The organism is Levilactobacillus fuyuanensis (assembly GCF_003946395.1).
Lineage (GTDB): Bacteria > Bacillota > Bacilli > Lactobacillales > Lactobacillaceae > Levilactobacillus > Levilactobacillus fuyuanensis.
The window spans coordinates 1-23,096 of sequence record NZ_RHNZ01000010.1; the positions used below are offsets into that span (position 1 = coordinate 1).

The window sequence follows — 23,096 nt, forward strand, 5'->3', positions numbered from 1 at the left end:
AGATACGTTAGAATCCATGTATTAGAAGCTAGCTAATGGGAGAGGACTTCCATTTACACAAAAAATTTGACACTCCCAGCGTTTTGTTACCTGCGTGATTGAAAACAACGTGGTGGTTAATTGAATAGTTCGCAATCGAAGATAGGACCCGTGAAACGACAGTTGCCACGAGGATACTATTTAAGACGTGATTGCCAATGAAAAAAAGGACAAGATAAAATAAACTAATATCAATCAGGAAAGAGATTAGTCCACTGGCGGCGAATTTTAAAAATCGAGAATAAATTGCAATTGAATCACGAATGACACGGAAATGGGATGAGGCATTGCCTTCCAAGTAAATTGTCGGAATAGGCTGCTCGATGATCTTTACATGATATTTTTTTGCTTGGAGTAACATGTCAAATTCAAACTCGAAGCGATCACCAGAAAAATTGATCAGTGCTTTCGTGTAAGTCATGGGAATGACCCGCAGTCCAGTCTGGGTATCTGAAATATTTTGTCGCGTTAATAAACGAACCAGTCCGCTGGTCAGTAGATTACCAAATTGGCTACGAAATGGAATGTCATTTGTGAAATGGCGGACGCCGATGACGAGTTGTTGCGGGTCTTGGGCAAATCTATCTAGACAGCTTTGTAAAGCCGCAATAGTATGTTGGCCATCGGAATCCATAGTGGCCACACCGTCGATATTTGGCAGGTGCTTTTGAACGTAAGTAAAAGCGGTCTTCAGCGCCGCCCCTTTGCCACGATTGTGTGGATGATTTAAGATAGTCAGCTCTGGGTAGCGTTGTCGTAATTGTTGAAAAATAACTTGATGTTTAGCATCACTACCATCATTTACAATGATGATTTCGTTAATGGCAGCGCTTAATATTGATGAGGAATTTATATTGCTGATCAGGTCAATCAACTTATTATCCGGATTAAGAGCCGGAATGATGACGCCAATGTTTAACATAATGTCTCCCCATCTCCTTCAAAGACTTCCCTGTTAATGAACAATATGGTTTATTAAAACTGGTTGCATAAGTTAATATCATATAATATACGCAAGAGAATGATAGTATATCATTCATTTAAAGCGGTGCGAAATAAATGCATAAAATGATGATTTAACTAAGCCTGGCTGCGTTTAAAAACCAAAGACACTTAAAAGTGTTGTCGTGGTTTATATTGAGTAAGTTAATTATACCTACTAATAACCTAGTTCCATTATAGATTAACATCGGACAAACAACGAGACAAATATTTTACCGATATATAAGTATCAGTCATTCATTATATTGGCAATGGTAAGATAGTTTTTGCGATTCTGGGACCATCATAAACAGGACTATTTGATTGGAATCTAACTTCAGAAATCAGTGCCAGTATTTTCTCAGAGTGATGATTGCGTGTCTTAATCACTATGTTCGCCAATGTGTTTACCAGGTCTTTACCAAAACCTCAGCAATTCTTTACAAACATCACGTAGAATAAGAGGTATCCTAATGACAGTAAACAAGACTGAAGTAGGGAGTGACTGGTGACAATGACAACGACCGTATTTGGCCACCGGGGATATCCGGCGCGCTTCCCGGAGAATTCACTGGTGGGATTCAGCTATGCTTTGGATCATGGAATTGAAGGCTTAGAGTTTGATGTACATCTGACGAAGGACCGTGTGCCAGTCATTATGCATGACGAACGGATTGATCGAACCACGGATGGCAGTGGGTTGATTGAGAGCTATACCTACGCGCAACTACGGCATTTTCGGTTGGCCAATCAGGAACCGATTCCGTCACTGGCGGAGTTTCTGGCGTTGGTCACTGATCGCGATGTGCAACTCAATCTGGAGTTGAAGACCGATAAGATTCAGTATCCGGGGATTGAGGCCATTGTCATGCGCATGGTGCACACGACCAAGCTACAACGACCTGTGATCTTCTCATCCTTTCACTTGCCGACCTTGAAGACCTGCCAGAAGATTGCGCCCGACGAGAGTTATTGCTGGCTGACGGATAAGCCAGTGGCCCAGCCAGCAATGCTGGTGGCGAAGGAACATCTGAGTGGTTTGCACCTGAGCCATTTTCAATCAGGCCTGCCTATCACCGAACGCATCTGGACGGTCGATAATCCAACCGTGGCTGCGGATCTCATGAAGCAGCACGTTGCCGGGATCTTCACGGATGACTTTGTCACGATGATGCAGGTAAAACGACAGATTGCTAATTAAAACAAGCGCCCCGTTCCGATGACAGAACGGGGCGCTTGTTAGACTTTTAAGGGGGCTTAGAGTGTTGGGCAATTCTCCCAATGATAAGCTATTTGTCGAGTAAATTCTGAAATTCAGCACCCAATTGTTGCGTGTTAAATGCATAGGGGGCCAGTGCCTGATCAACGTCTATGAAGTGACCTTGGTCGTCCATATCAGTGCGGTGCAAGCTAATCTGCAAGTTGTTATTCAACGGTTGCATCTTGAGGCCACGAATGATGAGGTTGACTCCTAGTGCGGCTTGGAAGCCCCCGTGACTACCGTACGAGACCATGCTGACGGCTTTACCGGCCCATTCCTTATAGAGGTAATCGAGAGCGTTCTTCAGCGGTGCCGGATAGCCCCAATTATATTGGGGGAAGAGCAGGATAAAGCCGTCGTAACCCTGAACCAATTGACTCCAGCGTTGTGTATGGACCTCGTTGTAGACGCCTGTCGAAGGCTGGGCGACTTCGTCCAGGAAAGGCAGGTTGATTTCAGCCAGATCGATAAGGTCGACAGTTAAATTAGGTTGCGCGATGGCCTTCTGGAGCCAGGCTGCGATGTCGGGACTGATTCGAGAGGGGCGAGTGGAGCCGATGATGATGCCGATTTTAGATGTCATGAGTTAAAAAATCTCCTTAAATTTGAAATAATCTGTGCATTATGCACGTATCTTAACAACTTTCTGGTATAATAGCAAGTATGGATAATGAAATTTTTGAAGCACTATTTGAAATCGTAACTTTTTTTAATCAACCGCAACAGGATCGCCATCTGCTCCAGCAGGCCGATGTGCCATTGGAATCGGCGGCCCTACCCATTGTGGTTCGGGTTGGGCGTCAGCCGGGGATCAGCATTGGCGAATTGGCCGATCAGATTGGTCGGAATCACTCGTCCATCAGTCGGCAGGTCGATAAATTAATGGCGGCAGGTTGGTTAGCAGAGGCGGAACGTCGGGATCAACGGGTTCGCCAAGTGACGCTAACATCGCAAGGGCAACGGGGACTGATACAAATCAAGCTCGCTCGGGAGGCAGCATTACGCGAAAAATTAGCGAGCTATTCCAATACCGATCGTGCCGAATTGGCGCGGGTCCTGCAACAATTAGCGGATACGTTGACGGGTAACAAGGAAGATTATCATGAATAAGTATGCATGGCGCTCTGAATGGTTAAGTTTAGTGATGGCCCGTTAGCGGAAATAAGTTGGGTGAGGCAACGTTTGTTGTTTTTGTCCATAACGTCAAGCTAGCAGAAAATTTCAGAGGGATGAAATCAGTTTGCAGTCTTCTAAAAACATCATGGTTAGCCAGTCTGGTGGAAAAAAGTGTAAAAAAATTAACCTCATTGAATCGAACTGGGATTTAGTCTGATTCAATGAGGCTAATATTTAATTTGGACAATCAATTGCTAAGACATTTTCCGGGTACCTTAACAATTGTTACCAAAAAAGCTTTAGTTTGTCGTCTGGTTGTTAAGCAATTGTTTTACGACATTTTTATAATAACAAAGAAATCAAGGGTTTTGGGTAATTCTCGTGATTTGTAATATTACAAATTCATGGAAGCGAAATTTTCCTGAAATCTAAATGAAATCCCGAACAAATCCACGAGCCAATTTGACCTTTCATGTGTAAAGAAAGCGTATACTTATCCTAGTTACTGAATAAATTGGAGGGTCAAATATGTCAGTTTTAACGGATACGTTTCGTTTGACTAATGGTACGCAGATTCCACAGGTTGGATTTGGCACTTGGCAGATTCCGGGTGGCGACACGGCTTATAACGCGGTGGCAAATGCGTTGAAGGCTGGGTACCGGCACATTGATACGGCAAAGGCTTACGCTAACGAATCTAGTGTTGGTAAGGCGATTCGCGACTCTGGGATTCCACGAGCAGAGATTTTTGTGACCACAAAGTTGCCAGCTGAAGTCAAGACCTATCAAGGTGCGTTGGATGCCTTTGACACGACCATGTCGAACTTGGACGTTGGATACGTTGACCTCTACTTGATTCATGCACCGTGGCCATGGCGTGAAATTGGTAAAGATTGTGATGCCGGAAATCGTGATGTCTGGCGTGCGATGGAAAAAATTTATGCCAGCGGTAAGGCGAAGGCCATTGGGGTCTCGAACTTCAACAGTCACGATTTGCAGAACATCTTAAATCATGCTGAGGTTGCGCCCATGGTCGACCAGATTCAATACTATGTCGGCTACACGGAACCTAAGATCACGAAGTTTGCGCAGGACCACGATATGTTGGTTGAAGCTTACTCACCGTTGGCTACTGGCGATATGTTGGAAAATGCGGCGATTAAGGAAATGGCTAATAAGTACCACGTTTCGGCGGCACAGCTAGCCCTGCGTTTTGTCTTAGAGAATGGCGTGTTGCCACTGCCTAAGGCGACAAGTCAGGCCCATATTACGGCGAATGCGCAGTTGGACTTTTCAATTGATGCGGGTGACATGGCTAAGTTAAATGCGATGAGTGATACGGCTAAGAACCATGAACACAATGGGACGCAAGGCTAAATTTACTGAAAATAACACGGTTGATTGCATGCATAAGGTGCAATCAGCCGTTTTTTTATTGCCTACGATAATCATGGGATCGGATGTTTCCGTTGACGATTGGTTGGTCGGCTCATTAGATTCGCTAACAAGATAGTTTTATTGAAAAATAAATATATAGTTCGAGTTTTACGATTTACTTATTGAAAATAGGCGCTTTTTTCGTCATTAATATATTTATAATCCGGCATATTTTCAGAAAACGATTGTAAAAGTTCGGGTTTCTGTTAGTATTGGGAGTGGTCAAAGAGGACTACTACATAACTGAGGAGTGAGCTAGATGCACTTGAGTAAGAAGGTAAAATGGCTCTTAGTTTTCACTGCATTACTGGTCTTACCAGCAGCATTGGCAGGTTGTGGGAAGACTACGGCATCCACGTCTGGATCAAAGGGGTATGCCCCCAAGAAGTTGACGGTGGAATTCGTGCCGTCATCTAATGCGGGGACGATTGAAGCCAAGGCCAAGCCACTGGAAGGGTTGCTGAAGAAGCAATTGGGGATTCCAGTCACGGTCAGCGTTTCGACCGACTACAACACTATCGTTGAAGCGATGGGGTCTAAGAAGGTTGATGTGGGCTTCCTGCCACCTGATGCCTACGTATTGGCTCATAAGCAGTACCATGACAAGGTCTTACTGCAAGCACAACGTTATGGGCTTACGGAACCAGGGGACAAGGCCAACACCAAGCTGGTCGACTACTACCGTTCCCAAATTCTGGTACGCAAGGATAGCGGCATTAAGTCTGTTAAGGACTTGAAGGGTAAGAAGATTGCCGTCCAAGACACGACGTCTACGGCCGGCTGGATCTATCCAGCAGTTGAAATGTTGGACCAAGGTGTCAACATCAATAAGGATGGCATTCAAACGGTCACGGTCAAGGGCCATGATCAAGGAGTCTTATCCGTTTACAACAAGAACACGGATGCTGCCTTTGTCTTCCAAGGCGCACGGAACCTGGTGAAGAAGGACGAGAAGGACATTATGAGCAAGGTCGTTCCCATCTACACCACAGGGAAGATTCCAAACGATACCATTACGGTCCGTGGGGATATGACCGGTAAGTGGCAAAAGAAGATTGCGACGGCGTTCAAGCAGATTGCGAAGACCAAGAAGGGTCACGCCATCATTTCCAGCGTTTACTCGCATGAAGGCTACACGGATTCAAAAGACAGCAACTTTAACATTATTCGTCAGTACGATAAGAAGGCTAAGGCCCTCGACAAGTAAAACTGAATTGATGTAACGACGGTAAGAGTAGCAGGGGGAGCGATAGTATCGGCGCCTTCGCTGCTCTTTTACATAGGGGGAATCAGACGGATGGACAAGGCACCCATTATTTCATTTAAAAACGTCAACAAAGTCTACGCTAACGGCACGGTCGGTTTGAAAAATATTAACTTTGAGATTCCACAGGGTGAATTCTTGGTGGTGGTCGGCTTGTCTGGCGCAGGCAAGAGTACCCTGCTGCGGACAATTAATCGGATGCATGAGATTACGTCCGGTGAGATTCAAGTTGAAGGCGAATCAATCAAGACCTATAAGGGCCGCTCACTGCGCTTGCTGCGGCGAAAGATTGGAATGATCTTTCAAAATTTCAACTTAGTAAAACGGTCGAGTGTGGCTAAGAATGTCCTCTCAGGCCGGGTCAGCTATTACCCAACCTGGAAGAGCATCTTGGGCTTATTTAGCACGACGGACAAGCAGAAAGCCGTACAGGCCTTACAGCGGGTCAGTCTAGCGGAAAAGTTATACGCAAGAGCCGATGAACTGTCGGGTGGGCAACAACAGCGGGTCGCGATTGCACGGACGCTGATGCAGGACCCTAAGATCATTTTAGCCGATGAGCCGATTGCCTCGTTGGATCCGCTGACGACTAAGACGGTCATGGATATCCTCAAGCGGTTGAATCAGGAGGATGGCATTACGGTGATCGTCAACCTGCATTCCGTGGCGTTGGCCCGGGAATATGCCGACCGGATCGTGGGGTTACGCGCCGGTGAAGTCGTCTATGATGAGCCGATTGCGGCCGTGACCGAGGCGGACCTGAACCGGGTCTACCAGACAGTCTAGGAGGGGCATAAATGATGACAACACAAGTACCACGGCGGCCGTGGTTGCAACGCTGGCACGTGAAGCCCATTGCCTGGACACTCGTCATTCTTATTCTGTTGGTAGCGTCGTCACGAATGACCGGCGTCGATGTGGGGATGTTCTTCGGCAACCTAGGTCAGTTTACGGATCTGCTCGTACGCATGTCGCGGCCGGCCTGGGATTATCTTCCCATTATTCTTCATCCCTTATATGAGACCATTCAGATGGCCATCCTGGGGACCACGATTGGGGCTGCCTTCGCTGTTCCTTTTGCCGTATTGGCGGCCAGTAATTTGGTCCACAACCGTTGGCTCAGAGGAATTATTCGTTTGATTCTCGACCTTGTTCGGACGCTACCTGACCTGCTCTTAGCGGCCATCTTTGTGGCCATCTTTGGGATCGGATCGACGGCAGGGGTTGTGACACTAGCCATCTTCTCGTTTGGGATGGTTTCCAAGCTCTTCTATGAAGTTATTGAAACGATTGATATGGGGCCGCTGGAAGCCTTGGAGTCCGTAGGGGCTAACAAACTAACTATTATTTGGTACGCGGTTTTACCGCAAATCATGAATCAATTCGTGAGTTATTTTCTCTATACTTTAGAGATCAATGTGCGGGCCTCAACGGTGCTAGGATACTTAGGTGCCGGTGGGATTGGGGTGTTCTTACAGCGATCACTAAATGAGTTCAACTATAGTCAGACGGCGGTTATTATTTTGGCAACACTCGTGGTGGTCATGGTCATTGACGGTATCAGTAATCATTTGAGGAGGGTGCTACTCTAACATGCAAACAACAATATCAAAAAAACCCGCCACGTTGACTCTATGGCGGCGATGGAACTGGCTCTTGTGGATTGCCGTCGTGGCGGTTGTCTATACTTGGGCGATTACGGGACTGCATTTCACCGGTCTACAAGAATCTGCGGCATCCGTGTCCCGTTCAATTGTGCATGGCCTGGTTCAGCCAGACTGGTCGTACGTTTATAATGGTAGCGGCGAAGATCTGGTGTCGTTGATTCTACAGACGTTAGCGATTGCCTTTTTGGGAACGATTATCTCTTCTCTAATCAGTGTGCCCTTTGCCTTTTGGGCGGCGCGTGGGGGTAAGGAGTGGCTCCACGTCCGTTCGGGAAGTGGCAAGGTCATCCTGACCTTGATTCGAACTTTTCCCGAGATTGTCCTCGCCATTATGTTTATCAAAGCGGTCGGTCCGGGATCATACGCTGGAGTTCTAGCAGTCAGCATCCATTCGATTGGGATGCTGGGTAAGCTATTTAGTGAAGCGATTGAGAACATGGACCGGGGTGCCGATGAGGCCATTACAAGCGCCGGAGGCAATAGCGCACAGATCTTCATGCTAGCAACATTGCCGACGATTATGCCAGAATTCATTTCCTATACCCTCTATCGCTTTGAAATCGCGGTTCGTTCGGCCTCGATTCTGGGGATGGTCGGTGCCGGCGGAATCGGAACGCCCATGATCTTCGCCATTCAAACACGTAACTGGCCGCGAGTCGGCATCATCTTGTTGGGGATTGTCCTGATGGTTCTGTTGATTGACTCCTTGTCGGAACAACTACGAAAGAGGTTGATTTAGTGGTGAAAGTTAAGATTCTCTCAACTAGCGACGTTCACGGCTACGTCTATCCGACAAAGTACCTGAACGCAGCGGACAATCAACCGCTGGGCCTGCTCAAGGCAGCGACAGTGATCGAGGAGATTCGCCGGAATGCGGCGCCGGATGAAGTTGTTATTACGATTGAAAATGGAGATTGGATTCAAGGCTCGCCACTGACCACCTACTTGGCCAAGCACTCTGAGGCACCGAGTGAACTTTTGAGCCAGCTGACCACAACGCTAAATTACGATGCCGGCGTTTTGGGTAATCATGAATTTAACTATGGTTTGGACTACCTGCGAACCTGTGAGAGCGACCGAGACTATCCCTTATTGGGGGCCAACATTGAGGGTGGGGAAGCCCAGAAGATCGTTGACGCACCGTATACTATTGTTGAACGCCAAGGCGTCCGGGTAGCGATTCTGGGATTAACGACCAGTTACATTCCGGTGTGGGAAACGGCCGACCATATCGTGGGACTACAGTTTGATTCCGTTGTAACGACGGCTAAACGTTGGGTTCCCCGGTTACGAAAACAAGCAGATGTTGTGGTTGTCGCCTATCACGGTGGTTTTGAGGCCGATCCGACCACAGGCAAGCCAACCGAACGCGCGACCGGTGAGAATGAAGGCTATCGACTCTTAACGGAAGTTCCGGGAATTGATGCTCTAATTACGGGCCATCAACACCGGCAGTTAGCGGATATCTATCGGGGGGTACCCACAACTCAGCCCGGTGAAAAGGGCGTTGCGGTGGGGATGATTGACCTGGTATTGGATAAGCATAAGCAAGTCATCGATCACGATGCTCGCTTGCTGACGACGGCTAATGCCCAACCGGCTGACTGGCTGGCGACGCTGGCTGATGAGACTGAAAGTCACGTCCAGCGTTGGTTAGACCGCCCAATCGGCAAGCTAAGCGGTGACAGTCTAGATGTGACGGATAGTATGGCCGCCCGACGGCATGGACACCCGTATCTCGAGTTCGTGAATACTGTGGAAATGACGGCCGGTGGTACTGATATTGCCGCAACCAGTCTCTTCAACGACGATGTCCGCGGATTAAGCGCGCAACCCACGATTCGGCAACTCCTGAACAGTTACAGCTATCCCAATACCCTTGTAGTCGAACAGCTTTCGGGTCAGGATATCCGGGCGGCCTTGGAGCGATGCGCTAGTTTCTGGCTACTGAATGCTAAGGGAAAAATTACCGTTAACCCAGCGTTTACGACACCCAAGTTGCAACTCTATAACTATGATTTTTACAGCGGGCTAGACTACACATTCGACTTACACCAGCCGATTGGCCAGCGGGTTGTGCAATTGGATTATCACGGGACCCCCGTCCAGCCTGATCAAATGCTTAGTGTGGCGGTTAATCAGTATCGTGGCAACGGTGGCGGTGATTATCCGATGTTTAGTGCAAAGAAAATCACGCGAGAAGTAAATGTAGATTTACCTGAATTAATCATGACTTACTTTGAACAACACCCTGTGGTTTTGGGCCACCAGCCCACTAACTTTAAAATGATCAGCTAAAAGAGTACCAGAGCCATCACTACTTAGGATGTGCTCTGGTACTTTGAGGTTAAAGCGTTTTGTGTCAGCCTGTTTATGCCTGATCAAAGGGCATAAAGCTACCGATTTTGGTAATTAGCACACGAATGTAACACTCACCACAAGCTCAAATGAGAGCAATCTTTAGCTAAATTGTGCTGACCATAGTATGAAGTTTAGGCATAGGGGGGGATGGTATGCAAACGACAAAGCAGAATCAACGTAAACGAGTTCAGGCACTGGTTGATGCAGAAGTTGCTGATCAGGCCGAAAAAGTTTTGAGCGATCTCGGGATGACGCCGACTAACGCAATTAATGTGTTCTATCGTCAGATTATTATTCACGGTGGACTACCCTTTGATGTTGTTCTATCGGAACGGCAGCGGGCAACACATGAGTTATTAGAAGCGACAAAGAATCAACCTGTCAAGGAAGTTAAGACGCAAGCCGACTTAGAAGGATTTACTGATAAGGATTAATCGGATCGATGTTCACCCGAGAGCACGAATCAGGAATGCAATAGGCAGCGATTCAGCAAGCGACTGAACCATTGCCTATTTTAATTATCACTACAACTTTTTAACCCTATATATTAAATTTGCATTGCAAACGGCTGAATGAGATGCAATTTTCATGAAAACTTGGTAAAATTAACTAATCAAAAATTTAGATTTGGAGGTGGACGTCTTGCACTACCGGAATATTGCATTACCGATTCCTGACCGTTAAAATTTTTCATTTTAGAAAGGATGAACCTGAATATATGGCACAAGATCCAGAAGCAACTGTAACACCGACTGAAATAGCAGAAAGCACTGACCCCGGACCCAGCCAGGAGCCGCCACTCTGGCAGCGAACGACTGAGTCCTTACTTGCAGATTATGCCACGGATAGAGATGACGGCCTGAGTACCGGCGAGGCGCAACAACGCCTCCGGACCAATGGCCCCAACGAACTGACCGCGAAGAAGCAATCCAACTTATTGCGATTCTTAAAGCAGTTCAACAACAGTATCATCTATATTCTGGCGGGCGCCGCCTTGCTCACGTTCTTTATGCACCACTACTCCGACTCAATCGTTATCGGACTGGTGATCATCGCGAACGCCTTTATCGGTTACTTTCAGGAAAAATCCGCGGATAACGCGTTGGACCGTATCAAGGCCCTTTTAGTCAACGAGGCCGTCGTGATTCGGGATGGTCAGAAAATCACCTTGCCAGCGCGTGAGCTGGTTACCGGGGATATCGTGCAGCTTGAAGCTGGGGATACCGTTCCGGCCGATTTACGGCTGATCGATGCCGACAACCTGAAGATTCAGGAATCCGCCCTGACTGGTGAAACGGACTCCGTCTTAAAGGGTGAAGATCCTTTAACGGCGCTGGATTTACCGTTAGCTGAACGGTCAAACCAAGCGTTTGCCTCAACTGCCGTGACCAATGGCTCCGGCCGAGGCATCGTGACGGTGACTGGAACGGATACTGAGATTGGGCATATCCAACAGAACGTGGCCGAAGTTAAGCAGCAACGGACACCGTTGATGAAGAACTTAAACAGTCTGGGCCTGGGCCTGTCGATTGCCATCTTAGTGGTGGCCGCCTTGCTCTTCATTCTGGGGATGATCACCCACGTATACAGCTTGCCAACCCTACTGATTGCCGTGATTACGATGGTCGTCGGGTCCATGCCAGAAGGGTTGCCCGCTAGTACGTCCGTGGTCTTAGCCATGGGAACGCAGGCGATGACCAAGCAAAACGTAATCGTTAAGACGCTGCCAGCCGTTGAAACACTGGGAGCCGTCGATATCGTGAACACCGATAAGACTGGGACGTTGACGAAAAATGAAATGACCGTGACCGACGTGTTGACCGCCGCCGATACCTACACCGTATCCGGCATTGGCTATGATGTGACCGGCCAGATTGAAAATGACGAGGGTCAAACGGTGCCGTGGCAACACGATGCCGACCTCGAATGGTTGGTCCAAATTGCCGGTCAGACCTCCGATGCCGAATTCCATGAGGAAGACGGCCAGTGGGTCCTGACAGGTGAACCGACCGATGGTGCGCTGACGGCGCTTTACCATAAATTAGTAGGAACGGAACCCGATCCTCAAGAGATCGATTCGTTACCTTTTGACTCCGCAATTCGTTATTCTGCACGGTTGGTGGACCACAAGGATCAGCGCGTCTTGCTGGTCAAAGGGGCCCCACAAACGTTGATGAAAATGATGAGCGACCAGGGTCAACCCGTCGATCAAGCAGCTTGGCAAACGCGTTTATCCCAGTTAACCCAACAGGGAAAACGGGTGGTGGCTTTGGGCTACCAACCGGTTGCCGCTGACGTGACCGATGTGGCCGACGTTACCGTTGGGCAGAATTTCCACTTAGCTGGGATGGCCGGCATCATTGATCCACCGCGTCCTGGTGTGGCCGATGCCGTGAAACAGTTACGGTACGCCGGCATCAAGGTTAAGATGATTACCGGTGACGACCCCGAAACGGCAGCCGCCATCGCGCAACAACTTAACCTGTCTGAAAAGGCGCGGGCCATTACCGGACCCGAACTGGCACAATTGAGCGATGAAGAATTGGCCGCTAAGATTGACCAATACACTGTGTTTGCTCGGACCACGCCAGCCGACAAGCTACGGATCGTTAAGGCGCAACAGCAACGCGGTCACGTGGTCTCGATGACCGGTGACGGGGTCAACGATGCGCCCGCTCTGAAGCAAGCCGATATTGGGGTGGCCATGGGGATTCGGGGAACCGACGTCGCCAAGGACTCCGCCGATATGGTGCTGGCCGATGATGACTTCACGTCGATTCTGCGAGCCGTGCGGGAAGGGCGTCACGTCTTCGATAACATTCGTAAGACGATTCGTTTTCTTCTACCAACGAGTTTTGCCGAAGGGTTGATCGTGGTCTTGAGTATCCTGATGGATCAGGAATTACCGTTGTTCCCGACGCAATTGTTGTGGATCAACATGGTTTCAGCCCTGACCATTCAGTTTGCATTCATCTTTGAACCGGCTGAAAGTGGCATTATGAAGCGGGGGCCTCGAGACGTGACACGCGGGATTTTGTCCAAGCTGGACGTCTTCGAAGTGACCTACGTATCGCTACTGATTTCTGGACTCGGGATGTTTGCCTACGACTTCTTAACGAACCAGGGCTTGTCCGCCGTAATCGGGAGTACCATGACGCTAAACGTGATCATCTTCGGGAAGGTTTTCTACCTCTTTAACTTACAGAACGACCACCCGGTATTGTCGAAGTACTTCTTCCGCAACAAGATGAGTTTCGTGATCGTTGCGATTCTGCTAGTCTTACAGGCCGGCATTATTTACTGGCCAGCCATGCAGAGCGTATTCCACACCACATCCGTCAACTTCTTCTACGGCTGGTGGATTCCAATTGTCGCTGGATTTGTGGTTCTGGTGGTTACCGAAATTGCGAAGGCCATTCGGCACCGCATCGACAACCAGACCGTAGCGCGTGAACAGCGTAACTTCTAATCCGCGTCTACGATGAGTTTGTTAGTAAAGGTATTCAGATTTAGTTACTGAACTTAAACACGAGTGCTACCCCCTCCACGTCTAGGAGCGGGGTAGCACTTTTTTACGTTTTTACGGGAAACACCGTCACTAACTAGCCACTATTTCATCGCACTAACATCTCGCCACTAGTTATTTCGCGAAATTTCCCGAAAAGCCTAGCCCTTAGCACCCGATAATCCTATACTTGTAAGCAAAGGAGGCGGAACACTGTGAAGAAAAGTTCCGATTGTACCGAGATTTTAGTGGGTAAAGCCGCCAGCATGGATGGCTCCACGATTGTAGCGCGTAACGAGGATGGCTATGGGCCAATTAATCCCATCAAGTTTGTGGTGCATCCCGCCACGGACCAAAAGCAAGCAACGTTTACGTCGGCTGTTACAGGCGTCAACGTTCCCTTGCCCGACCACGCTTACCGTTACACGGGCACTCCGCAAGCCGATCAAAGTGACGGCCAATACGAAGAAGCTGGGATCAACGAGTTTAACGTGGGGATGAGCGCGACCGAAACGACGGCGACCAATGCGCGCGTCCTGGGTTACGACCCATTAGTTAACGATGGCATCAACGAAGAGGCCATGATTACACTGGTTCTGCCGTACGTGAAGACTGCCAAGGAAGGTGCCCAACGCTTGGGTGCCTTATTGGAAAAGTACGGGACCGGCGAAAGCAACAGTATTGCCTTCAACGATAAGAATGAAATTTGGTATTTGGAAACGGCCGGGGGCCATCACTGGGCAGCCATGCGCTTGCCTGAAGATAGCTACGCCATTGCGCCAAACCAAACTTTGATGCAAGAGGTCAACTTGGATGATAGTGACAATTTCTTAGTGGCGACCGACCTCGTCGATTTTGTCACCAAGTATCACTTGAACCCAACGCCAGGCACGTTTAACTTCCGGGAGATCTTCGGGACTCACGGGGAGGACGATGCCTACTACAACACGCCACGGACTTGGTATGGCCAGAAGTTGTTCAATCCGGAAGTTGCGGATCAACAACCAACCGACCAAGACATGCCGTTTACGCGTCAACCAAGTAAGAAGATTGCGATTGAAGATGTTGAATTCTTCCTATCTTCTCACTACAATGGCACGCCATACGATCCATTCGGGACGTTTGCTTCCGGTTCAGCCGATGACCAGAGAAAATACCGGCCAATCGCTATGGACCGAAACCAATGCTCCTCAATCCTTCAGATTAGAAATGACGTTGACGATGACCACGCGGCCATTCAATGGATCGCTATGGGCTTCTTCGCCTACGCACCTTACGTGCCATTCTTTACCAACATCAATGACACGCCAGAAGATTACAAGAACACCACGACCGAAGTTTCCGTGGACAACGTGTACTGGTTAAACAAGACCTTATCCGTTTTGATCGAACCGCACTTCCACGAATTTGTAGAGAGCGTCAATGCCTTCCGCGAAGGCTGCCAATCTTACGGTCGAGCCCGAGTTGCCGCTACGGATGCAACCATCAATGAGGATGCCACGACTTTCCTGACCAAGAGTAATGCCGAGACCGCTGGCGAAGTTTCCAAGCGGACCCATGCCTTATTCAACGACCTGGTTAAGCAAGGCTTACTGCTCTCCAAGACGGCGTGGGAAAAGGGTCAGAACCTTTAGCTTATCAGCCGAAAGTTGTGGCTAGTAATTATTTTCTGTTGAAATTGATTCTAATTGGTTGATTATTAGCCAAATTTAAGTAAAATGGTTAGAAATGAGTTAAGAGCAGAGATTTTGATTCAGAAGAGTAAGCGTTGAGGATAGACTAGGAGGACCACACATGAAATGGATGAAGTTCGCTTTAGCCGGAAGCCTGGGATTGGCTTTATGGGGAGCAACAACTACGGCGCAGGCCGCTACGAAAGTCACGTTACCAGCGTATCCGCAACATCGGGTATTTACGTTTAAGGCTAAGGGAACCAAGGTTTACAGTTATCCCCGTGCTGCATACGCGCACAGCAAGGTTTTGGGGACCAACCTGAGCACGAAGAAGCATTGGACCGTGGACAAAGTGGTGACCGTCAGTGGCAAACGCTATGTGCGGTTGGCCAATGTGACGGCCACGAAGCTGCAGCACGGCCAAGTCGCAGAATCTAATGCAGTTGCGGCGACGAAGATTACCGGGGGCTACGTTGCCCTGAGTAAACTGAATTTCCACCAGCAGATCAGTCAGCTGAAGTCGATCAAGAAGACGGCCTACTGGACGCCAACGACGACACATGATTTCTGGAACATGCCGGCAAAGACGTTGGGCGTCACAGCCGCCAGCCACTTTGGCAGTAACTATGGCTATAAGACGCTCTATGCCGTGCAGTCATTGACGACCACGACTAAGAAGCATTATTTGTACTTCGAAACGGCCGCGGGCAAAGCCATTGGTTGGTTACCGACTAGCGCCGTTGTTAAGGGAACCTACCCGGATAACATGAAGCGCGAGATGGGTCGCGATGGTTTGACGGCGACAGCGACCAAAAAGGTGGCCACGCTCGATAAGAGTGGTCACATCAAGATCGGTATTGCCACGGCGAATAATCAAATTCAACGGGTCGTTATGCTGAAGCAGAACAGCCAGACTATGACCTACGCGTATGAGAACGGTAAGGCTGTTCGCGAGATTACGCGGAGTGCCACGGGTAAGCTGTTATCCAGCAAAGCTATCACACCAGTGGCGACCTTGAAGTTTAAGTTAGTCGCGACGTTTGATCTTCACGGGCAGACTTACCAGGGGACCATTTCGCCTCAAGGTAAGATCGACATTCCGGTTTACCTCGGGTGGATTGCATAGTTAAAAGAGTGAGACATAGGGCGGTTAGCCAGTGAGCATTAACGTCGATTACCGAAAAATCCCGATTTTGGATTATTTGGTAATCGGGGTTAAGCGGAACTGGTTGCCCTGTAGAACACGTTTCGACAATATAAGTTCGGATATGAAAAGGCGTCTGGAAATTTTTCCAGACGCCTTTGATTTAGACCTAACTTTAAGTGGTAAGCTAATGGTGAGGTGAAGGTTAATGGCAAAATCTGAAATTGAAAAGTTGGATACGGGGGAGCCTTACCACTTTATGGATAAGGCGGTGGCTGAACGGAAAGTGCGAGCGGCCAAACTCTGTCAGGAATTTAACAGCATTCCGGCAACCGATCCGCAAGCTCAGACCGCCAAGATCAAGGAAATTCTGGGCAGTCATGGTAAACGGGTCTCGGTACAAGCCACGTTCAACTGCGATAATGGCCGCAATATTCATGTGGGTGAGGATTTTCTGAGCAACTATAACCTGACAATCTTAGATATAGCGCCAGTGACTATCGGCCGCAACGTAATGGTTGGGCCCAACGTAGATATCTATACCGTCAATCATCCGCTACGGGCGACTGATCGCCGAAGCTACATGGCGCAGGCCAGTCCGGTAACCATTGGTGATGACGTGTGGATTGGCGGCAAGGTGGCCATCATGCCCGGTGTCACGATCGGGAGTAATGTAGTTGTCGCAGCTGGGGCTATCGTGACCAAGGACGTTCCGGCCAATGTCTTAGTTGGTGGCGTACCAGCACGAGTGATTAAGCGATTGCCACCGATTGGTGTATCGCAGGCTAATCACGACGATGTGGCCCGGCTATTACGATAATTTTGATGAAAAAATAGGGACTGGCCGATTGGCTAGTCCCTTTCACATGAGCTAATTTAATCTTTAGTTGGGACGTTTTCGCGAATAACGCGGGCAGGACTGCCGGCTAAGACAACGTTGTCGCCGAAGGATTTCGTGACCGTGGAGTTGGCCCCGACCACGACGTTGTTCCCCAATGTTACACCGGGCAGGATGACGGAACCGCCACCGATCCAGACGTGATCGCCAATCGTTACGGGTTTGCCGAGACCTACGAAAGCATCACGACCGGCTGGATCAAGGGGATGGTAGGCGGAGTAGATTTGAACGTGGGGGGCCATCATGCAGTGATCCCCGATGGTTACGGGAGCGACATCCAAGATGACACAGTCGTAGTTACACATGAAAGCGTCACCAACGTGGATGTTGTAACCGAAGTCACAGCGGAAGTTAGGCTGCACCCATGGCGTCTTGCCGACGGAACCGAAGAGCTGCCGAATAACGTGCTCCTTCTCGACAGCGGCCGTATCATCTAGTTCATTCATGATCTTACAGAGCCGCCGCGCCTTGGTCTCCTCGGCTGCGAGTTCCGGATCCATGATGTTGTAGGGCTCGCCCGCCATAAACTTTTCTTTTTCGGTTTTCATAGGATATAGCCTCCAGGTCTTTTCGATTATTGTAGCATAAATAAGAATATTTGTACGGATTAATTGTAAACGCTAACATTTATCTGGCAATGAAAGCCGCTTGGTTATAAAAATATCCAGCTGGCGAACAATTGTTGGGCACAGTGATGGTGGGCTTTAATTTCCTCGCCAAGCTAACCGGGGCCTTTGGTGAGGGTTCTGCCGTGAGATAGCATACAATAAACGTCAAAGCTGCGGGGAAGCTTGTCCTCCGGAGTTTGTGCTCAGCTAAAAATATAAAACGGATAATGTCGGGCGACTACCATCATGGTCAATGCTGATAACTATTTGTGGCTGGGTCAGCGAGGCTTCCGCGAAGGCGGGGGCCTTTTTGGTCGTTTTCTAATAGTGTCGTTAGAATGAAGCGATTCCAAATTATAATCGCGTGAGTAATCGCACTTTCCTTAGAGGTCCCGCGAAGCCCTTTGCTATAATGGGCAGTGGACGATTAATTTTACGCGATAAGAGGGATTAGGGAATGTTTAATTTAAATACAGTTGCTAACGGGAAGTGGCCACGATGAACCGTCAACATCATTTACGCGGCGTACTCTTAGCCAGCGTGGCGTGTATCCTCTGGGGTATCTCGGGGGTAGCGGCCAGCAGTTTGTTTATGCTGAACTCCCACGTCACAGCCCTGTGGTTGACGCAGGTCAGAATGATCTCGGCCGGACTGATTCTACTCGTCTTTGGCCAGTTCGCCGGGGTCAAGCCATTTGCCATCTGGCGCCAACGGGCTACGGCCTTACGCGTAGTCAGTTACGGCTTACTGGGATTGGTGCCGGTCCAGCTCTGCTATTTTGAGGCCGTGAAGTTCGGGAACGCACCGATTGCGACCATCATTCAGTTTTTAGGACCGTTCATCATCAGTATCTACTTTCTACTATTTAAGCACGTCACGCCAACGCGGCCGGAAGCGTTGGGGATGATCATGGCCTTCTTCGGAACGTTACTGATTGTGACCCACGGCCATTTGAACAGCCTGGCCATTTCTCCGGTCGTCCTGTTCTGGGGCGGATTATCCGCCATTGGTGTGGCGACGAACACCTTGATTCCACGGCCCTTACTACCTAAGTTCGGCGCGGTATCCGTGACCGGGTGGGGATTATTCGTCGCCGGTATCTGTCTAAATGTTTTCGGGCCAGTTTGGCGTGATCACGTGACCTTGACGGGTACGGAGGTTGCCCTGATTCTGGTGATTATCATTCTGGGAACGGTGATTCCGTTCTTGATGTTTGCCCACGCCCTGGGCTACATTCTACCGACGACGGCCAGCTTGCTGGATGCCTTCGAACCACTGGCGGCAACGGTCTTCTCCGTGGCTTTCCTCAATGTTCAGCTGACCAACTATGACTTGTTCGGCGGGATGCTGATTATTCTCGCGGTCATGGCGTTATCCTTAAATGGCCGGAAGATGATCAACTTCCTTCGCGGCTTCCGAACCGAGTAACTTAACGTTAAGGGGACCAGTTGTCGCCTGCGGCAGTCAGGACTCCGCCTGCTGTGGGGACCGCCTACAGCCAAAAGGCGGGCTTCCGGCTCGGTTTGAAACCTCGCGAAGTTCATGTGAGTTTCCAAACACGTCCCACGGTGTAATCCCGGGAAGGTCCAATCGCCCGGGATAACGCCGTCGTCACAGCCATCTGCGTCCTGACTGCCTTCGGCTAGTTACTACTCTTAACTTTAAGTTGAATCGTAAGGTTTTTTGAAATTTAGAAAAGTGGGGTCACGCAGGAGATATTGCGTGGCCTTTTATGATGTGGAAACAGATGAAAATGAATCTTGCTTTTCCACAACGGTTTCGGTATACTTATGAACAATTCAGCTAAATTGCTGAATACAAGGAGATGATCGACGATGATGGCATCGTTATTTGTACGGAAGAGTGCTGGCTGTTAGCGACACTTTTCTGCAAAACCTTTCAGAGAAGTGTCTGGTTTAAATCTGAAAGGAAGAAACACTTATGGAACCAACAATCACCGCTTACGAATATAGTTATATCACCCAGCAAGTCAACGCCCTCGTCAGTGCCTACCTGTCCGTCAACGACAAGCGTATGCGCCGCGTCATTCGTGATACCACGATTGAAAATATCGCGAGTCACTTGCCGGCAGATGAGCCCGTTGCTCAGGACTTTTTACGACAACTACAGCCCGATCGCATTACGCGCGAGGCTGCGGCCAAGCTACTACCGACGATTAAGCCGCTCGTAGTGCCGTTCCCAAGTCTGAGTCAGAAGCAACTGAGCAAGCTATTCCGTAAAGTGAAAAAATTAAAGCAACCGGAGTGGGCCGACGTTGATTTACACGAACTTACCTACCTCGGTTGGAATGACGGCGGTAGTCAGAAAAAGTATCTGGTAGCCCCGTATCAAGACCGACTCATTGGGATTCAAGGGGACATGGGGCCCAAGACCGTTAAAGGTGTCTGTGCCATTTGCCAAACAATCGGCAATGTTTCCCTGTTCGTCTCAACGACCAAGAAGTCCGGTCTGGGGACCTTCACACGAAATGGTAATTACATCTGCCGCGACAGCGCCCAGTGTAACCGCCAACTGATCGACCCCCAACCACTCGCCGATTTCTTAGAGATTGTGCGACCGAAACGCTAAACATTAACTTCCGAGAGGACTGCCAAGTGGTGGTCCTCTTTTAAATGGAAAAGGTACCGCAACCCCTCGTGTTTAGGGGTTGTGGTACCTTTTGCTTCAGTAATGAGCATACTTAGCTGAATCGTTATAACTTTGATTATCTCTAGACTATAAGCGGTAAAAATGAGCCGCAAAGTTTATGGACGCTTCGTGTTAAGACCAGTTTAGCCGGAGGAAGCCAGAGATGGCGCCAGCCGTGACGACGTTGTTAGACCGGGCGATTGGTTCTTCCCGGCCTTACAACGTGGGACGTGTTTGGAAACTCGCATGATTCTTGCGAGGTTTCAAACCGAGCCGGAAGCCCGTTTTCTGGCTGCAGGCGGTCCCCACAGCGGCAGAATCTCTGGCAGCCGCAGGCGACGACCTAAACACTAAGCGACCGTTTTTATCTTGAGGGTCATGGCGTTGATAGCGACGATAATTGTACTCAATGACATCACAACCGCCCCCACCATAGGATTCAGCATGAAGCCAATCGGTGCCAACACCCCAGCGGCCAGTGGAATTGCAATCAGGTTGTACCCAGCTCCCCACCAGAGGTTTTCAGTCATCTTTCGGTGGGTTGCGCGAGCTAAGTCTAAGAATTGAATGACATCGGCGGGATCGCTGGAGACTAGGATGATGTCGGCGGATTCAATCGCCACGTCGGTCCCAGAACCGATGGCGATGCCAATGTCGGCGCGGGCCAGACTAGGTGCATCGTTGACCCCATCCCCAATGAAGAGAACCTTGCCATCCTTCTGATACTGTTGTACCAGTCGTTCCTTATCTTCCGGTAACAGGCGTGCTTGGACATCATCAATCCCAACGGAAGCGGCAACCTTGGCAGCCGTTTCCTGGTTATCACCGGTCAACATGACTGGCGTGATACCCTGCTTCTTCAACGAAGCCACCAGCGTTGCGGCAGCTGGCTTAATTTGATCACCTTGGGCGACCAAACCCAGAACGGTATCGCCGGCAACCAGGTAACTGATAGAGTTACCTTCAGCAGCAAACTTGGTGAATTGGTCGTGGTCGTAAGCTAATTGGTGCTGGTCGAGGTAGTTCACGGAGACGACGCCGTAAGTGGTGCCGGCAATGGTCCCGAATTGCCCCATCCCGGTTTCCTGACGGGTGTCAGTTGCAGCAGTAAACGTCAGGTCTTTGCCCGCGGCGGCAGTTAAGATCCCGGTAGCGAGCGGGTGACTTGAACCTTTTTCAAGGCTCGCCATCAGACTGAGAACCTCGTCTTCACTATGCTGGGTATCGAAGCTGACCAGGTGGTTGACCTTGAATTCACCCATCGTCAGCGTCCCCGTCTTATCCATTAAGGCAAAATTGATTTGCTTGACTTGTTCCATAGCGTTCCGGTTCCGGATCAACAGGCCATTTTGCGCAGCCAAAGCGGTACTCCGTGAGACAACTAGGGGTACAGCCAAGCCCAATGCATGGGGGCAGGCGATAACGAAGACGGCAACGGCGACTGGTAGGGCGACCGCCAAGTCGGCAACGGTCAACCAGACGATGAAGGCGAGAATCCCGGCAAAGAGGGCGGCGTAGAAGAGCCAACCGGCCACGCGGTCCGCGAGATTTTCGGACTTTGATTTAGAATTTTGGGCGTCCTTGATGAGTTTCATCACTTGGGCCAGGTAACCGGAATCCCCGGTACCCGTCACCTTGGCCGTGATTGTTCCCGTGCCATTGACGGACCCTCCGATGACTTGGTCACCGACCGTCTTACGAACAGCCTTAGACTCACCGGTCACGAGTGACTCGTTGACGTCCGAACTCCCATCCAGGATTAAGGCATCGGCTGGCACTTGTTCGCCGGCGCGAATCGCTACGGTTTGGCCAACTTGCAGGTCACTCAGTTGGATGTCGGTCGTGTTACCTTGGTCGTCGACGACGTGGGCATCTTGTGGTAAAAGCTTACCCAAGGCTTCAACGGCGGAACCGGCATTCATGACCGTGTTCATTTCAATCCAGTGACCCAATAGCATGATGACGATCAACGTGGAGAGTTCCCAGAAGAAGTTGTTGACGGTCGGGGTCACGTGAAAGAGATTGTTGGCAATGACGGCGTAGATGCTGTAAATGTAGGCCACGCCGACCCCCATGCTGATCAGGGTCATCATGGCAGGCCGCTTCATTTGAAGCTCAGCCTTGGCGCCGCTGAAGAAGGGGGCACCGCCATAAAAGAAGAGGATCGTGCCGAGAATAGCGACAATCCAGTCACTCCCTGGGAAAATCCATTGAAAGGGTAGTGTCATGCCCATCATGGGGGACATCAGGACTACGGGAATGGTGAGAATCAGGGAAATCCAGAACTTGCGTTTCAGATTGCCCATGTGCATTATGTGCCCGTCGCCCATGTCCATATCCATATGACTCATATCCATGTTACTCATGTCCTGGTGTTCAGAGCCGTCACCCATCGCCATGCCGGCCATGTCGTCGTGACTCATCTGACTGTGATCCATGCCCTTCATGTCGTGGTTCATATTCATGTGGGTCATCCCCAAGTGTCGTTCAGTT

Annotated in this window: 19 protein-coding genes; 15 read left to right on the forward strand and 4 right to left on the reverse strand. The window is 49.5% G+C overall.

What is annotated here, in order from left to right; all coding sequences use genetic code 11:
* Positions 1-28: 28 nt before the first annotated feature.
* Positions 29-961: a glycosyltransferase gene (locus tag EKM73_RS06740; protein ID WP_125701205.1), complete on the reverse strand. Its 933-nt coding sequence runs from the start codon at positions 959-961 to the stop codon at positions 29-31.
* A gap of 567 nt (positions 962-1,528) precedes the next feature.
* Here EKM73_RS06740 and EKM73_RS06745 point away from each other — a divergent pair.
* The gene (locus EKM73_RS06745; RefSeq protein ID WP_164508880.1) at positions 1,529-2,221 is read left to right on the forward strand and encodes a glycerophosphodiester phosphodiesterase family protein; all 693 of its coding nucleotides are present in this window, start codon (positions 1,529-1,531) and stop codon (positions 2,219-2,221) included.
* Between the two features lie 88 nt (positions 2,222-2,309).
* On the opposite strand, the gene EKM73_RS06750 is transcribed toward EKM73_RS06745, so the two are convergent.
* Positions 2,310-2,864 (reverse strand): NADPH-dependent FMN reductase, encoded by a 555-nt coding sequence (locus tag EKM73_RS06750; RefSeq protein WP_125701207.1) that lies wholly within the window; start codon positions 2,862-2,864, stop codon positions 2,310-2,312.
* A gap of 80 nt (positions 2,865-2,944) precedes the next feature.
* Between EKM73_RS06750 and EKM73_RS06755 the strand changes: the two genes are divergently transcribed.
* The 12 genes from EKM73_RS06755 (at position 2,945) to EKM73_RS06810 (ending at position 17,268) form a co-directional block, all read left to right on the forward strand.
* Positions 2,945-3,391, forward strand: coding sequence for a MarR family winged helix-turn-helix transcriptional regulator (locus EKM73_RS06755; protein ID WP_125701208.1), 447 nt, complete (start codon positions 2,945-2,947; stop codon positions 3,389-3,391).
* A 534-nt stretch (positions 3,392-3,925) separates the two neighbouring features.
* Positions 3,926-4,774, forward strand: coding sequence for an aldo/keto reductase (locus EKM73_RS06760; protein ID WP_125701209.1), 849 nt, complete (start codon positions 3,926-3,928; stop codon positions 4,772-4,774).
* 319 nt (positions 4,775-5,093) lie between these two features.
* Complete coding sequence (locus tag EKM73_RS06765; RefSeq protein ID WP_125701210.1) at positions 5,094-6,041, forward strand: phosphate/phosphite/phosphonate ABC transporter substrate-binding protein; 948 nt, start codon at positions 5,094-5,096, stop codon at positions 6,039-6,041.
* Positions 6,042-6,131: 90 nt separating this feature from the next.
* Positions 6,132-6,884: a phosphonate ABC transporter ATP-binding protein gene (phnC, locus tag EKM73_RS06770; RefSeq protein ID WP_125701211.1), complete on the forward strand. Its 753-nt coding sequence runs from the start codon at positions 6,132-6,134 to the stop codon at positions 6,882-6,884.
* 11 nt (positions 6,885-6,895) lie between these two features.
* Positions 6,896-7,690 (forward strand): phosphonate ABC transporter, permease protein PhnE, encoded by a 795-nt coding sequence (phnE, locus tag EKM73_RS06775; RefSeq protein ID WP_125701212.1) that lies wholly within the window; start codon positions 6,896-6,898, stop codon positions 7,688-7,690.
* A 1-nt stretch (position 7,691) separates the two neighbouring features.
* Complete coding sequence (gene phnE, locus EKM73_RS06780) at positions 7,692-8,504, forward strand: phosphonate ABC transporter, permease protein PhnE (protein WP_125701213.1); 813 nt, start codon at positions 7,692-7,694, stop codon at positions 8,502-8,504.
* A 2-nt stretch (positions 8,505-8,506) separates the two neighbouring features.
* Positions 8,507-10,063, forward strand: a complete 1,557-nt coding sequence (locus EKM73_RS06785; protein WP_164508886.1) for a bifunctional metallophosphatase/5'-nucleotidase — start codon at positions 8,507-8,509, stop codon at positions 10,061-10,063.
* 215 nt (positions 10,064-10,278) lie between these two features.
* On the forward strand, positions 10,279-10,560 hold the full coding sequence (locus EKM73_RS06790) for a type II toxin-antitoxin system RelB/DinJ family antitoxin (protein WP_125701215.1): 282 nt from the start codon (positions 10,279-10,281) through the stop codon (positions 10,558-10,560).
* A 284-nt stretch (positions 10,561-10,844) separates the two neighbouring features.
* Positions 10,845-13,595 (forward strand): HAD-IC family P-type ATPase, encoded by a 2,751-nt coding sequence (locus EKM73_RS06795; protein ID WP_125701216.1) that lies wholly within the window; start codon positions 10,845-10,847, stop codon positions 13,593-13,595.
* Positions 13,596-13,846: 251 nt separating this feature from the next.
* Positions 13,847-15,265, forward strand: coding sequence for a C69 family dipeptidase (locus EKM73_RS06800; RefSeq protein ID WP_125701217.1), 1,419 nt, complete (start codon positions 13,847-13,849; stop codon positions 15,263-15,265).
* 160 nt (positions 15,266-15,425) lie between these two features.
* Positions 15,426-16,430, forward strand: coding sequence for a GW dipeptide domain-containing protein (locus tag EKM73_RS06805; protein WP_125701218.1), 1,005 nt, complete (start codon positions 15,426-15,428; stop codon positions 16,428-16,430).
* A gap of 226 nt (positions 16,431-16,656) precedes the next feature.
* Positions 16,657-17,268 (forward strand): sugar O-acetyltransferase, encoded by a 612-nt coding sequence (locus EKM73_RS06810; RefSeq protein ID WP_125701219.1) that lies wholly within the window; start codon positions 16,657-16,659, stop codon positions 17,266-17,268.
* Positions 17,269-17,324: 56 nt separating this feature from the next.
* Here EKM73_RS06810 and EKM73_RS06815 read toward each other — a convergent pair whose 3' ends face one another.
* A complete protein-coding gene (locus tag EKM73_RS06815) occupies positions 17,325-17,894 on the reverse strand; it encodes a sugar O-acetyltransferase (protein WP_125701220.1) in 570 nt (189 codons plus the stop codon).
* 558 nt (positions 17,895-18,452) lie between these two features.
* Between EKM73_RS06815 and EKM73_RS06820 the strand changes: the two genes are divergently transcribed.
* Positions 18,453-19,382 carry a DMT family transporter gene (locus EKM73_RS06820; protein WP_125701221.1) on the forward strand — a complete coding sequence of 310 codons (930 nt, stop codon included), beginning with the start codon at positions 18,453-18,455 and terminating at the stop codon, positions 19,380-19,382.
* A gap of 513 nt (positions 19,383-19,895) precedes the next feature.
* The gene (locus tag EKM73_RS06825; protein WP_125701222.1) at positions 19,896-20,543 is read left to right on the forward strand and encodes a FusB/FusC family EF-G-binding protein; all 648 of its coding nucleotides are present in this window, start codon (positions 19,896-19,898) and stop codon (positions 20,541-20,543) included.
* Between the two features lie 410 nt (positions 20,544-20,953).
* Here EKM73_RS06825 and EKM73_RS06835 read toward each other — a convergent pair whose 3' ends face one another.
* A complete protein-coding gene (locus EKM73_RS06835; RefSeq protein WP_382387415.1) occupies positions 20,954-22,969 on the reverse strand; it encodes a heavy metal translocating P-type ATPase in 2,016 nt (671 codons plus the stop codon).
* Positions 22,970-23,096 lie beyond the last annotated feature (127 nt).

Bases quoted from the DNA above. Each gene is read 5' to 3' on its own strand.
- EKM73_RS06740 (WP_125701205.1), bottom strand. From the start codon at position 961: ATGTTAAACATTGGCGTCATCATTCCGGCTCTTAATCCGGATAATAAG.
- EKM73_RS06750 (WP_125701207.1), bottom strand. From the start codon at position 2,864: ATGACATCTAAAATCGGCATCATCATCGGCTCCACTCGCCCCTCTCGA.
- EKM73_RS06755 (WP_125701208.1), top strand. From the start codon at position 2,945: ATGGATAATGAAATTTTTGAAGCACTATTTGAAATCGTAACTTTTTTT.
- EKM73_RS06760 (WP_125701209.1), top strand. From the start codon at position 3,926: ATGTCAGTTTTAACGGATACGTTTCGTTTGACTAATGGTACGCAGATT.
- EKM73_RS06765 (WP_125701210.1), top strand. From the start codon at position 5,094: ATGCACTTGAGTAAGAAGGTAAAATGGCTCTTAGTTTTCACTGCATTA.
- phnC (WP_125701211.1), top strand. From the start codon at position 6,132: ATGGACAAGGCACCCATTATTTCATTTAAAAACGTCAACAAAGTCTAC.
- phnE (WP_125701212.1), top strand. From the start codon at position 6,896: ATGATGACAACACAAGTACCACGGCGGCCGTGGTTGCAACGCTGGCAC.
- phnE (WP_125701213.1), top strand. From the start codon at position 7,692: ATGCAAACAACAATATCAAAAAAACCCGCCACGTTGACTCTATGGCGG.
- EKM73_RS06790 (WP_125701215.1), top strand. From the start codon at position 10,279: ATGCAAACGACAAAGCAGAATCAACGTAAACGAGTTCAGGCACTGGTT.
- EKM73_RS06795 (WP_125701216.1), top strand. From the start codon at position 10,845: ATGGCACAAGATCCAGAAGCAACTGTAACACCGACTGAAATAGCAGAA.
- EKM73_RS06805 (WP_125701218.1), top strand. From the start codon at position 15,426: ATGAAATGGATGAAGTTCGCTTTAGCCGGAAGCCTGGGATTGGCTTTA.
- EKM73_RS06810 (WP_125701219.1), top strand. From the start codon at position 16,657: ATGGCAAAATCTGAAATTGAAAAGTTGGATACGGGGGAGCCTTACCAC.
- EKM73_RS06815 (WP_125701220.1), bottom strand. From the start codon at position 17,894: ATGAAAACCGAAAAAGAAAAGTTTATGGCGGGCGAGCCCTACAACATC.
- EKM73_RS06820 (WP_125701221.1), top strand. From the start codon at position 18,453: ATGAACCGTCAACATCATTTACGCGGCGTACTCTTAGCCAGCGTGGCG.
- EKM73_RS06825 (WP_125701222.1), top strand. From the start codon at position 19,896: ATGGAACCAACAATCACCGCTTACGAATATAGTTATATCACCCAGCAA.
- EKM73_RS06835 (WP_382387415.1), bottom strand. From the start codon at position 22,969: ATGAGTAACATGGATATGAGTCATATGGATATGGACATGGGCGACGGG.